Source organism: Flavobacteriaceae bacterium (assembly GCA_014075215.1).
Taxonomy (GTDB): domain Bacteria; phylum Bacteroidota; class Bacteroidia; order Flavobacteriales; family Flavobacteriaceae; genus Polaribacter.
In genome coordinates this window covers 2,207,779-2,220,265 of sequence record CP046177.1, presented here as the reverse complement: position 1 = coordinate 2,220,265, position 12,487 = coordinate 2,207,779, and the positions used below count along the sequence as shown (strand labels likewise).

General features: G+C 41.1%; 13 protein-coding genes. All 13 read right to left on the bottom strand.

Features of this window, described 5'->3' with window-relative positions:
- Positions 1–21 precede the first annotated feature (21 nt).
- The 13 genes from GKR88_10915 to GKR88_10855 all read right to left on the bottom strand — a co-directional run bounded on the left by GKR88_10915 (position 22) and on the right by GKR88_10855 (position 12,314).
- A complete protein-coding gene (locus GKR88_10915) occupies positions 22–435 on the bottom strand; it encodes a hypothetical protein (protein ID QMU64748.1) in 414 nt (137 codons plus the stop codon).
- Positions 436–455: 20 nt separating this feature from the next.
- Positions 456–641 (bottom strand): hypothetical protein, encoded by a 186-nt coding sequence (locus GKR88_10910; GenBank protein QMU64747.1) that lies wholly within the window; start codon positions 639–641, stop codon positions 456–458.
- Positions 642–653: 12 nt separating this feature from the next.
- Entirely contained in the window at positions 654–1,094 is a 441-nt protein-coding gene (locus GKR88_10905; GenBank protein ID QMU64746.1) for a hypothetical protein, read from the bottom strand.
- Positions 1,095–1,115: 21 nt separating this feature from the next.
- Positions 1,116–2,900: a type VI secretion system tip protein VgrG gene (vgrG, locus tag GKR88_10900; GenBank protein ID QMU64745.1), complete on the bottom strand. Its 1,785-nt coding sequence runs from the start codon at positions 2,898–2,900 to the stop codon at positions 1,116–1,118.
- 3 nt (positions 2,901–2,903) lie between these two features.
- Positions 2,904–3,605, bottom strand: a complete 702-nt coding sequence (locus GKR88_10895; protein QMU64744.1) for a hypothetical protein — start codon at positions 3,603–3,605, stop codon at positions 2,904–2,906.
- Entirely contained in the window at positions 3,602–3,748 is a 147-nt protein-coding gene (locus GKR88_10890; protein ID QMU64743.1) for a hypothetical protein, read from the bottom strand. Before GKR88_10890 ends, GKR88_10895 begins: the two co-directional genes overlap by 4 nt.
- Before the next feature lie 6 nt (positions 3,749–3,754).
- The gene (locus GKR88_10885; GenBank protein QMU64742.1) at positions 3,755–4,225 is read right to left on the bottom strand and encodes a phage tail protein; all 471 of its coding nucleotides are present in this window, start codon (positions 4,223–4,225) and stop codon (positions 3,755–3,757) included.
- Between the two features lie 36 nt (positions 4,226–4,261).
- Positions 4,262–4,735 carry a hypothetical protein gene (locus GKR88_10880; GenBank protein ID QMU64741.1) on the bottom strand — a complete coding sequence of 158 codons (474 nt, stop codon included), beginning with the start codon at positions 4,733–4,735 and terminating at the stop codon, positions 4,262–4,264.
- A gap of 196 nt (positions 4,736–4,931) precedes the next feature.
- Positions 4,932–5,402, bottom strand: coding sequence for a phage tail protein (locus GKR88_10875; protein ID QMU64740.1), 471 nt, complete (start codon positions 5,400–5,402; stop codon positions 4,932–4,934).
- Positions 5,403–5,439: 37 nt separating this feature from the next.
- The gene (locus GKR88_10870) at positions 5,440–7,092 is read right to left on the bottom strand and encodes a phage tail sheath family protein (protein ID QMU64739.1); all 1,653 of its coding nucleotides are present in this window, start codon (positions 7,090–7,092) and stop codon (positions 5,440–5,442) included.
- Positions 7,093–7,201: 109 nt separating this feature from the next.
- Positions 7,202–9,229 carry a hypothetical protein gene (locus GKR88_10865; GenBank protein ID QMU64738.1) on the bottom strand — a complete coding sequence of 676 codons (2,028 nt, stop codon included), beginning with the start codon at positions 9,227–9,229 and terminating at the stop codon, positions 7,202–7,204.
- A 56-nt stretch (positions 9,230–9,285) separates the two neighbouring features.
- Positions 9,286–10,095, bottom strand: coding sequence for a hypothetical protein (locus GKR88_10860; GenBank protein ID QMU64737.1), 810 nt, complete (start codon positions 10,093–10,095; stop codon positions 9,286–9,288).
- Between the two features lie 32 nt (positions 10,096–10,127).
- Complete coding sequence (locus tag GKR88_10855; protein ID QMU64736.1) at positions 10,128–12,314, bottom strand: DUF4255 domain-containing protein; 2,187 nt, start codon at positions 12,312–12,314, stop codon at positions 10,128–10,130.
- Between the last annotated feature and the right edge of the window lie 173 nt (positions 12,315–12,487).

The following is a 12,487-nucleotide window of genomic DNA, read 5'->3' as shown; positions in this document are numbered from 1 at the left end:
AGTACAAACGCCTGTTGCTGTTTACATGGTTAATGTGGCTTCGTTCAGATAAAAAGGAAACACCATATTGTAGCGGGTATTGGTGGCTAATACGGTATATTTAATTTCAATAATGATCATTCCGGGCTTGTTCATACTCTCTGTAACGACCAACTCGTCCGGATTCACACGCGGTTCGTGAGTAATCACAGCATTGTAGATAGTGTCCTTGATGGTGGTCAGTAATCTTTGATCTACTTCTTCAAAGAGAAAGCGGCTCAGTTCACATCCGTAATCGTATTGCATAATGCGCTCACCCAAGGTACCGGTGAACAGAATTTGAAGACTTTGTCGTACATCTTCTTCTGCTGATACCATTTGTACCTGCCCTGTTTCTTTTTGAAAAGTAGGTGGAAAACTCCATCCGGTGCCGAGAAAGGTTTTGCTTTCGTTCATGTTTTTTACTTTAAAACCGGTTATGCTTCTTCTTCCGATACAGATAATGTTTCATCGGTTTGTTGTCCGTTTTTATTTACCTGGGGCGATGCCTGCTGCTGTATTTTATTCACCAGCTGGTACACTTTTTTAAAAGACATTTGTCCTAAGGCTTCTAAAATGACATTGGCTTCTTCTACAGTTAGTTCGAGTGTTATTTTTTCCATATTTGTTATAGTTTACATTGTTTTGTAACGAGTGTTTAACGATTGAAATTTACCGGTACCTTCGTATTTTTTCCCGGGTCCGTCAAGTAAATTAGGTCCCGGAGGATTGGGCTGTTGTGCAGGGGTATTTACGGTAAATGTGGCTTTAAATACACTGCCCTTCAGCAATACGGCTTTCTCCTTTAAGGTGGTTTTAGATGATTTTTGATCCTGGGCCACCTCTTTGACGGTAAAGGTTCCCATACCGGGTATTGAATAGCTTCCGGCAATGTAGGGGCAGTTGGGAACCTGCACTGATTTTTCGTCTCCCTCTACACATACTTTTTGATTGTTGACTGAGGCGTTACCGGTTCCTCGCATGATACCGGGTAGCGTAGGTCCTGTTATGACACCCCCTGCAAGGGTATTGTCAAAAATGGCATAATCTCCGTTTATTAATACTACATCTAACATATCTCTGTCTTTTATTTTTGTCTATTCTACTTTCATGTTGTTAGCTTTAACAGTAAAGTTTTTATTGGTTTCCAGATGAATCCCTGCTGAACTCATGGTGATCTTATTTTTATGCTGATCGCCCAGGGAAATCCCCTGGTCATTCATAGTAATCGTATTTTTGTTTTGGTCACTGAGGGTAATCCCTTCTTTCTGTTTTAAAACAATGCGATTCAACTCCTTGCCTGCTCCGGGTATTTCTACGGTAATTGTACAGGCATCTTTTGTTTCATCAATTTGTAATTTTACTCCGTTCTTGGTCACAAGCCCTTTGATGTCATTTTTGTCAGTGGGTGTAAAAGGAGGAGGGTTTTTCTTTTTGGTTCCATACATGCTTCCCAGAATGACCGGCTGCCGGGGATCGTTATTGAAAAATCCTAAAATAACTTCATCGCCCGGTTCCGGTCGGAAAAACGTACCTCTTTTGTCCCCTGCATCCGCAGAGGAGAGTCTTGCCCATACGGGCTTTACCTTTTTATCGGTTTCCAGACTCATAGCTTCGATTTTAACCCTGACACGGGGATCTCCGCCGAATTTCTTTTCTTCATATTTATCAACAACACCTATCTGAAGACCATTTACAGGGGGTAACATACCCGAAGCGAGGATGCCGGCAATGTCTTCATTTTCAGAAAACCATTGTGGCGATAATCCGAACTGGATATAGGTTCGCCACCCGGATTCAGCATTCACAACATGTCTGACTCCTGTAATCATGGTGATCTCGTTGAACATTTCGCTCACTTTGGTAATCTTTATGAGGTCACTTACTTTATATTTTGCATCTCCTTTAATGGTGATGCGTCCCCGTACCATTGCCATTTGAGTTTTAGCCATTTTCGCATTTGCCCAATTGACGAGTTCGTCTTTTTCAGACACCCCCGGCTGCAACAGTTTACAAATATCCCTGCCAAGAGATTTATTGACTTCTTTTACATTAACATCTTTAGCTTGTTTGATGGAAAAATCTTTTGCCTGGCTCTTTCGCATTAAATGCTGTTCATCAATATCCCAACAGTACGATTCTATTTTATTGTATTGACAGCGCATATCAATTTCCATTTCAAAATCAAGGACAACCGGCGGAATACCGATTGAAAAAACATGTGATGGTGTTGAGGCTGCTCCTGCCCTGGACAGGTCAGGCATGGGTTTGATGCCTATGTAACCGTCGCTGACGATGACCAGCAAACCGTTGATATCTGTACGGGAGAGGATAAAGTCCCAATCCGTACAATAATAACGGGATTGAGATTCTTTGTGTTGGTACAGCCGAATGGCTGAGTCTATGGCAGGGCCTTGTATGGGAAAAGGAGGGTTTGTAACAGCTTCTTTCTTTTTTGCTTCGTCAATAATTTGCCTGATGATATCCGTATCGCTTACCGGTGTTTTTGCATCTGCATAATACACCGTGCTTCTTCGAACGGTTGTCAGTTTATAGGCAGAGTCTTTCAATTCCACGATAAGCCGGGTACCCTGATCGCTTCCTTTAATACGATGCCTGATGACAATTCCTTTAAAAACAGTTTCTTTCCTGCCGGGATTGCCGGCATAAGCCAATTGTATTTCCAGATACTTTCCGGGTTTAAAATTTCCTTCTTTACTTTTTGGAAAGTATTCGTCTTTATTGCCCGCTTCTCTCAAAACAATTTCAGCCGAAGGAATGCGATTGACCTCTTTGATTATATCAAGCCTGATACAATCAAAAGGTTTGCTTACCTCTTTTTTTGTATTCGGATCTACTATGGTTACTATTGGTGTTGCCATTTCTTAGTTTTCTAAGGGTGGAAAACTGATTTTCGTCCCCGGTTGCAATTGCCTGAAATTGTTGATTTTATTATATTTTGCTACTTGTATGTAATATTTTTGATCGCCGTAGATCTCTTTTACCATCATGGGTAATGTATCTCCTTTTCTCACTGTTCTGATATGGGTCAGATCCGGAGAAGACAGTTTCAGTTCTGCCTGCTTTGTATTTTCTTTGATATCTTCTACAAAACTGACATCCAGCTCGGCGCGTATCGCATTACCGCTTCTGTCAAAAAGTGTGTATTGTACACTAACATTACTGACCCGGCAGTCTAATGAATAGTTCCCCCAAATTACTTTTAAAAAGGCAGGTTCGTGTATGACTCCATTGATGTAGACTGCATTTTTTATAAAATCTTCTACTTCATCGTGCAGACTTTTGGGTGTAAATGATGATGTGCCTCCCAACGCCGTCCGGTCCATAAGCAATTTGAATTGCAGGGTACGGGGTTGTGTATTCATGAATTCCATCTCACTGCTGGCACCTGAAAAACCCGGTTTTCCGTTCAGATTGTTTTGAATGGTTTGCGAAAGCGTTTCCGGATTGAAAAATGCTTCAAAACTTGCAGACAATTTGTCACTTATCGTCCTTTCACGTCTTTTGTACAACTCTATTTTGAGTTTTTCGAGTTTGAAAAAAGGGATCAATGCTGTACTGATCATCGTTCTTTTTGTTTTTCAATTATTCTTAATATGCTTTCTGCATTTTCCTCTGACCGGGTTGTGCCAACACCGTTATTATTGCTTTCATTACCTTTGTCCCGAACAAGCGCGCGAATGATAATTTGTCTGATCTCTACCGGCATAGTATGCTATATTGTAATGCTTAAAAATTGATCATACGCCAACTCCATAGACTCAATGACCAGTTGATCCTGATTGGCGTCCAAATCGGATATGGACCACTTTACGGGATAGGTATTCAGAAACATCCATGAGGATATGGGAAGCGAGTTTTCACCATATAGAATTACCTGTACATTTCCCGGTGCAAATTGGAAGCCCGTCATAGCGGCATTGAAATCCAAACGGACAACAGACCCTATAGCGAACCCTCTTTCCAACGTAAGATTCCGGTAGTTGACTTTTGCAGGTAAACGACGGGTAAATAAATTTTCTCCTCCCGAGTTTACCTCGTGTGTGTTTATTTCGGAAGTAATTCCCGAAACTTTCCGGAAACGAATATCCAACGGATTGGGTATAATGCCTAACTCGAAAAAAACAACACTAAAACGAAACGTTAGCGGAAAACTTTCAAGAAGAGGCTGTGCATGATTACTCATACTTTTCTGTTGTTTTTAATGACTGAACCGAAATTCTTACTTCTCATAAATAATCTTAATATCCTTTGCAAATACTTCCATACTTTGAATGGCAACCTCATTGGCTTCGGCGTTGAATGCCGGTGCACTTAATCTGACAGGGACTGCTCTTTTTATGTCCCAGTATATCAATGGGTTTCCTTCTTCATCACACAAGGATATGGTCATAGGCAATACGGTATTAACCCAGTGGTTATGAATCCACTGATACAGTGTATCCTCACCTCTTATCATGCCTTTCCTTAAAGTGATCGTTGCCGGTTTTTGTTTTTGTGTTTCTGTACTGTTAATGCTCTGTATGAATTCACCTTCCATAAAACTGAGTCCGTGTTTGTAAAGAATCACTTCACCATACGTGATGTCTAACCCCGAAACTTCGGAAAAAGCCATTTCCTTGCTATCTACCGTTACCTTGTAATTGTATACAGGTAACGGATATTTGTATATAATGTCGTCTTTTGTAAGTGCCATTTTACAGGTTTAAATTTAGAGTATGGACTACATGCTTATTTATTGAATTGTTGTATTATTAACCCGACAGACCTAAGGTGTGGGGATACCTTGACATCAAACAGAGGTATCCGGACAATCAGGATGATAAAAATCATGAAATTCCCATCTCCTGATAAAATCTAAAGTCTAAAACCTATCCCGATACCCCGGTCGGTTATGCTTCTTCCATGGTAATACTAAGAGCTGCGAGTTCCATACTTTCAATAGCCACTTCATTTGAGTCGGCACTGAAACCCGGAGCATCCAGCTTGGTAGGAAAGGCATCAATAACGCTCCAGACAGCCACAGGAGAACCGGTTTCGTCACAAAGACTTACGGTAATGTTCTTTTTGTCTACCTGATTGAGCGTAATGCTGTTGATCCATTGATAAAAAACAGCCACACTTTTGGCTTTTACATATCCTTTTCTGAGTGAAATACTGGGTTGTGTGATTTGTCCGGGCATCTGCATAACGTTGGGACCGGCCCCGCCGTCTACTTTACTTTCTTTAAAAGTGATGGCCTCATACCCTATGCTGAGTCCTGAAACTTCGGAAAAAGCAATGGTTTCGCCACCGATGTCTACCTTGTAATTGTATACGGGTAACGGATAGTTGCTCTTGATGGTTTCTTTTGTAACTGCCATGATTAAAATTATTTTTAGTTATTAGTTTATTTTAAAATTATGATTCTTGTAGTTTGTGTGAAAAACGGAGAATAATGAACTCTGCAGGACGAACCGCAGCAATTCCTATTTCTACAACCATTCTGCCTTCGAGAATGTCTTGAGAGGTCATGGTTTTGCCAAGCCCCACGTTTACGAAATACGCTTCTTCGGCAGTAGTACCTGCAAGTGCGCCCTGTTGCCACATACCGTAGAGATAGCCGTCAATCATTGATTTTACTTTCAGCCATGTAACGGCATTATTGGGTTCAAAAACAGCAAAATCCGTAGATTTCTGACAGGATTCTTCAATGGTATTGAACAAACGTCTTACCGAAATATATCGCCATTCGTTGTCGTTTCCTGCCAGCGTTCGTGCACCCCATACCAGAGTACCTTTGCCGGTAAACTCACGAATGGCATTAATCGATTTCCCTGCCTGAACATCTACATTGAGATTTCCCTGTTCTTCGCTATTGATCTTTTGAGTGGGTCCGGTCACGGAAACCACACTTGCATTTGCCGGAGCTTTCCACACCCCGCGGTTATTGTCTGTAGCTGCATAAATACCTGCCATTGCCGGCGAAGGTGGTAAGACCGCTTTTTCAGCATCCAGTAAGGTAAGGGTGTTGTTGTATAGCGTGGTATTGACGGTTGCTATCGCCTGAAGGGTAACATTGCTGTCAAACGATTGGTCAGTGATCCCCCCCGTAACAATTTCAGAACCGTCGCCCGAAATACTGATGTCATATCCATGTGTATCATTACTTTTTTTCCATGTATCCCATGCATTTTTAATGTCGGCAGGAAGCGAACCTCCACTGGCTTGTACTTTAATAGTGATGAGTGAATCAGTAGCTGTAAAAGTAATATCACCTATGTCTGCCCCACCAGCATTTTCAATGGTGACTTCGGGTTCTGAACCTGTTACATAATGCCCTGCAAAAACCACGTTGATACCATTTGTGTCAGTTTGATATGCCGCCAGGATATCACTGTTTATTATGACCCCTGTGGTATCGTATTCGCGGGTAATGGTTGTATTTAGGTAAGGCGTGTAGGCAGCACCGTATTTAAGATATTCTGCTTCGGACCTAATGCCATTTCTAAAGTCATCTACACCTGTATCCTCATCGATAACATCGAAAATTCCAAACCGGTCACCGAGTTTATTACATTGTGCCAGTACTTCATCACAAAGTGCATAGTATTCACTTTGGGTAGTAAGTTTTACAGCTTCGGTAAATAAGATCAGTGTAGGTTCATCTATTTTCTCCAAAGTTGATAAACCGTCAGATAAGGCTTGATTATCAATAGATCCTCCATAAGTGCCTACGGAAATGATGTAACAAGGACCTCCCCCGTTTTTAAAATAATGATCTATACAATAGTACATCTGAAAATCGGATGTACCTGTAATTTCGATACTAGGGATGTCACCAGTCGCTTCAACCATATACGTTACTTCATCAGAACCTCCAAAAAGATCTTTGTATTCCAGAAAAGTGCTGATCCGTTCTACCTGCGGTTTTACAGTACCGATTCCCCCCTGAGCAGTACTTCGTTCGGTATACCCTATAAAGGCAGGAATTGCCGTAGATACCTGGGCTACCGAAGGGGGCAGTGTAGCGATTTCTTCTACATATACCCCGGGTGTTTTGTAAGTTGCCATGTGTTGATTTTTAAATTAATGAATTGTTTATTTTTTAAGTTTTAAAGTATTTCAAGTTATACTTACTAATAATCTTTTGTAATTGATATCGTATATTTTTCTCAAACCTTTACGATTCCTGTAATTTGTGTGAGAATCTCAGGATGATAAATTCTGCGGGACGTACGGCAGCAATGCCGATCTCTACAATCATCCTACCTTCCAGAATGTCCTGCGAAGTCATGGTTTTTCCCATCCCCACGTTGACAAAGAAGGCTTCTTCAGAAGAGGTTCCCGCCAAGGCACCCTGTTGCCATAATCCGTAGAGGTAACCATCGATCATGGCCTTTACTTTTAACCAGGTAACGGCATTGTTGGGTTCAAATACGGCAAACCCGGTAGATTTCCGGCAGGATTCTTCAATGGTGCTGAACAAACGTCTTACCGAAATGTAGCGCCACTCATTGTCATTTCCCGCCAGTGTTCGTGCGCCCCATACCAGGGTGCCTTTTCCGGTAAAACTTCGGATGGCATTGATGGATTTTCCTGCCGTGCTGTCTATATTCAGATTTTCCTGTTCCTGAGCATTGATGTCTTCCGTAGGTCCTGTAACGGATACCACACTTACATTGGCAGGCGCTTTCCATACGCCTCTGTTGTTATCGGTAGTCACATAGACTCCGGCCATTGCGGAAGAAGGTGGCAGTGTAACTTTTTGAGCAGACAGTTCGGTAACCATGCTATTGTAGAAAGAAGAACTGTTTTGCTTGACCTGTGTCAGGGTAACGGAGGGTGTTGTTTCCGGAAGAGAAACAGTAGGGAGTTCATCATCAATTGTATTGCTGCCATCTCCTGATTTGGTGAGTACAAATCCTTTGGCATTCTCCGGAGTTGCTGCAAAAGTAGTCCATTCGGTCACAATATCTGATGCAGTTTTGTTGTTAGTAGCTTTAAGAGTAATTTTGAGGCTCGCAGGAATCTGACCTTTGCCTGCAACGGTTTCGAAACCAATATCATCGCTTGCACTTCCGTTTGCAACAATGGTTACCTCAGGGATATTGGTGGTTACCGGTCCCTTATATGCTATTTCAAGGCCTTTATTACCCTCATTGTAAAAGACATCGGTAAAATCTCTTGACAAAGGTGTGGCTGTAAGTGGTGTTACTATATTTGTTGATCCGCTTCCGCTTTCTTCCAAATCAAAGCCGGCAGCATTGTTATTTGCTTTCCATGTTTGCCATTTGGTGATGATATCTGTTACTTGTGAGCCTCCGGCCGGAAGTGTGATTAGCAGCTTGTTATCAGTTATGGTAAATTGAGCCGCCGGAGTAGTTGTTTTAAGTGCTTTGGATGCTTTAGATGCTTTTTTAGTAATAAGTACACTTACTTCTATCTGCGGTGTGCTGTTTTGAACATCTCCTATATAACTTACTTTGATTGCTTCTGTTGTGCTTTCAGCAATCGTATATTGTGCCGTAAACTTTTTTACATCTACCTTATCTTCATCATATGCCCGGGAGATAGACGTGTTTAAATACGGAATATACGTAGCACCGTACTTGAGATATTCGGCTTCGGAACGGATATGGTTTCTAAACTTCGAGCCATCGGTATCCTGCGGAAGGATGTCGAAAATACCAAAACGATCCCCTAATTTATGGCACTGATCGAGTACTATATTGCATGCGGTGTAATAGTCGCTTTGTGAAAGGTTTACGGCATCGGGCAGAACAATAAGGGTAGGTTCGTCTTCTTTTTCGAGTGCTTTCAAACCTCTTTCAAAATCGGTTAGTAGTATACTTGGGGTACTTTTATAAGCCCCTAAGGAAACAATGTAACAAGGGCCGCCTCCGTTTTTGAAGTAGAGATCGATGGCATAGTACATCAAATATATCAATTCCTTGCCTTCGGGAATGGTAGTCTTGAGTGTGCCGTTACTGTTGACAGTGATCTCAAAATCGGTGTGCTGTGGTCCTCCGAACAATTCCTGATATTCCAAAAAAGTAGTAACCCTTTCAATTTGAGGAGTATCTGAAGTACCTGTACTATCGTAAGTATAGCCTACAAAGGCAGTGATAGCAGTGGATACTTGTGCTACCGAAGGAGGAAGTGTGGAAATTTCTTCTGTATATACGCCGGGAGTTTTGTATGTTGCCATAATATTAATGTGTTATTTATTTAATTTTGTATGATCTTATTGTATTCATGTAATGATTATAGTGAGGGTTGATAAGTACTCACCGGTGTTCTCAGTATTTGTATGCCATTATCAACTGTGGATGGATTGGGGAGGTGTTCAATCAAAGGATCATCACCCACCAACAATTGTATGCCTGCTCGTCCTTTTTCCTGATAACTGACGGGCGCATCAGAGCGTAAAAAGTGTATGTGGCTGTTCGGATATCTTTTTTTTAATTCTGCTATTATTTCGGCATCCCCGGTTCCGGTAGAAAATATGATCTGACCCGAAGTGTCCGTTACCGTTACTTTGGGTACTGACGGAGGAGTGTTTTTATTGATAATAAAATAATAACTCCACTCAATTTCTTTAGCCTGAAAACTAATTATATAGTTGGGTGGGCTGTTCAGATCAAATGAATCCGGAAAAAAAATGTCTGCCATGCCAAAAATACCGCCATCATTCATTGGAAGCTCAACCGCTTTTTTTTTGATTATCTCTTCAGTCAGATCTTCCTCACACGGGTCAAAGTTACCGTAATAATACATTTCATCTCTTGTTATTTCCGGCAGGTCGGTGTAATAGCTAAACGTTTCTCGGTGCAGCTTCATGTAAAAAGACACTTTTTTAATAGCCGACAGGTCAATAAAAGGCTGAGATGGCGGGTTATCACCGGTGGGTACGGCCAGCTGCAAACTGCCTGTTCTGTTTTTTAGGACGATCCGATGATTTTTTAGTATGTCATAACTGCTTGGGGTAGGCTCCAACGTAAAATCAGGGCAAACCTCATCACTGTAATACGTGTGCATAATGCTGATACTAAATAGTTCTGAATAGTTACTCATAATTTCTCTAAACGATCACATAAATTATTTATTTATCCCCATTTCGGGTCTCCTTCTTTTATATCTCCGTTGATGTTATTTTCCGAAGTGTCATGTATAACGTCTCCTTTACCTTCATTCATCTTCCAATAGGCTATAAGTCCTTCTTCATTTCCGTTAAGGCGCTTATTTTTATTATTCAAAATATTTTCTTGTGTACGTACCCTATTCCATATACGTACCTCTGCCATTCGTCCTTCATAACTTCCATATGCTTGTTCGCTTCCTCCAATGATGGCATGCTGATCTTGAGTGTCTATATCGTTTGCCGTTATATTTCCCAGGGAATCTTCTTTACCGTTCACATACCATGTCATGATTTTTGTATCCATATTGCGAACAATTGCCAAGTGTATAAACTGTCCTGAGAATTGCGATAGATCTTGAGCTATTTGAGAACTATTCTCTCCCACTGTCCCCGAAAAGACATATTTAATAGTTTCGTTGTTGATTAAAATACTCCCCGAATATGCCCATCCTTTGTAATATATTTTTTTATCGCCGGTCAGATTGTCCGGATCTATCCACATTTCAATCGTTTGATTTCCGGAAACCTTGAGTTTTTCGTTGTTGTTAAAATCAACATAGAGACCTTTGCCTTTGTTGGTACTATCGGCTCCTTCAAAAAATAACCAACCAACCAATACATCGGGTTTAGTAGTTAAATCAACACTGTTTCCTCCCTCTACGGGAGTCGCTCTGATAATGAACGTAGTATCTTTTTGTAAATGTTTGCTAAAGAGTGATACTTCACCCGGTCCTTCGACGGTATCTCCGTGGGGAGTTTCGTTTGCTTTGTCTGTGAGTTGGTACTTCACTCCCTTCTGAGTACCTTTGACCGTGATATCTGCCTGCCCGTCATGAGTTACAAAAAGGGATTTGAGGACGACTTCCAGGTCGGGGTCAATATGGACGCTTTTTTTCTCAACCTCTACAACGGCCGGCTGGGTCAAGGTAACAGACAATGTATTGACGGCTGAAGTAGCCTGCACCGTAAAAGTAACTTTTCCCGGCTCTGCCAGAACAGCACTTGTAAGGTGCAGAGGAGTACTTTCGTCCCTGCATACTTTGGCTTCGCCACTGTTATCGCCTCCTCTTTTCAATTGATAGCTGATACCTGATTGAGGGTTTTTTAATATAATGGTTGCCGACTCACCGGTATGAATTGATTTATCGGAGACAGTCACCTCAACATCAGTACGTGGATAAACTTTTACTTTTACATCGTCTTTTAAGTATGTTTCACCCCCACCTGACAAGTTGGTTGCTTTTACACAAAATGTATGATCTGCTGTGAGAGGCTGTGTAAACAATTGAAGAGACATGCCATCTTCATTGACGGTTACCGGTAGCCCGCCTTCTGTGCAAGGTAAAGGAAGATCGCCTTTTTGTTTAATACAAAACAGTTGATAGGTAATTCCTTTCTCCGTATGCTCTAATTCAACAATTGCCTCCGTATCATAGTCTGCCTTTAAAACAGTATCTTTTACAGAAGGGGATATACCTGGCAGGGGAGGAGGATTTGTCTGCCTGGTAAAAAATTCAGTGCTCGATAACCCTGCTTGCGATTTTTGATTTTGGAATCCCCCTTTTTTTAAAGCTCCATTACTTACATCGTAAGGAACAGATGTTACCATATTTGCAGCTTGTAATGAATCCTCATCAAAGTATACCAACATCTTAATCTTGTAAAGTATGGAGGGCAGGTAAGAAGTTCTCAGGGCATTCCATACGGCATCCTGCTCCTGTAGTACCGGAGGTGATAACTCCATGATGAGTTTTTCTATTTCCCTGCTGAGTGTGGGTGAATTGTGATGGTCGAAAACCCGATTGGCCTGAAAAAACTTGATGATGTAAGACAAAAATTTCAGTCCTTCAGGATAATCAGCAAATTTTGAAACAAACAAAACCAACAGATTGATCCTTATTTCAGGAGAATTTTCACTTTGTACCACCCCCTGCTCAGCAATGTTGCGGGCATATAGGTTTGCAGGCCTCATGATACGATCTTCTTCTATGTTGATGAGAACAGGAGTAACCGTATTGGATTTAAATGAAATAGTATCATCTGATTCCGTAGTAGTAGGGTCAACAAAATCAACCTTGGGGTTTTCTATTCCAAGTGTTTTAAAATATGTATTTAACTTATCCTTTATAAGGACGAACACATCATTAATCAACTTTGAGTTTTTAAGGGATTAATAAAAGTGGTACAAATATAGAAAGGAAAAACGCAACAAGTCAATCCCTGAAAACGGTGAAATTTTTTTCTCCCCATTTTCGGGGAGTGTTTTTATTTAGAGGTGCCCTTTTTTGATAAGCATCAATGTCAAAGAATGAGATAAAAATCTTC

Bases quoted from the DNA above. Each gene is read 5' to 3' on its own strand.
- GKR88_10865 (QMU64738.1), bottom strand. From the start codon at position 9,229: ATGGCAACATACAAAACTCCCGGCGTATATACAGAAGAAATTTCCACA.
- GKR88_10895 (QMU64744.1), bottom strand. From the start codon at position 3,605: ATGATCAGTACAGCATTGATCCCTTTTTTCAAACTCGAAAAACTCAAA.
- GKR88_10915 (QMU64748.1), bottom strand. From the start codon at position 435: ATGAACGAAAGCAAAACCTTTCTCGGCACCGGATGGAGTTTTCCACCT.
- GKR88_10885 (QMU64742.1), bottom strand. From the start codon at position 4,225: ATGAGTAATCATGCACAGCCTCTTCTTGAAAGTTTTCCGCTAACGTTT.
- GKR88_10890 (QMU64743.1), bottom strand. From the start codon at position 3,748: ATGCCGGTAGAGATCAGACAAATTATCATTCGCGCGCTTGTTCGGGAC.
- vgrG (QMU64745.1), bottom strand. From the start codon at position 2,900: ATGGCAACACCAATAGTAACCATAGTAGATCCGAATACAAAAAAAGAG.
- GKR88_10880 (QMU64741.1), bottom strand. From the start codon at position 4,735: ATGGCACTTACAAAAGACGACATTATATACAAATATCCGTTACCTGTA.
- GKR88_10875 (QMU64740.1), bottom strand. From the start codon at position 5,402: ATGGCAGTTACAAAAGAAACCATCAAGAGCAACTATCCGTTACCCGTA.
- GKR88_10860 (QMU64737.1), bottom strand. From the start codon at position 10,095: ATGAGTAACTATTCAGAACTATTTAGTATCAGCATTATGCACACGTAT.
- GKR88_10910 (QMU64747.1), bottom strand. From the start codon at position 641: ATGGAAAAAATAACACTCGAACTAACTGTAGAAGAAGCCAATGTCATT.
- GKR88_10870 (QMU64739.1), bottom strand. From the start codon at position 7,092: ATGGCAACTTACAAAACACCCGGGGTATATGTAGAAGAAATCGCTACA.
- GKR88_10905 (QMU64746.1), bottom strand. From the start codon at position 1,094: ATGTTAGATGTAGTATTAATAAACGGAGATTATGCCATTTTTGACAAT.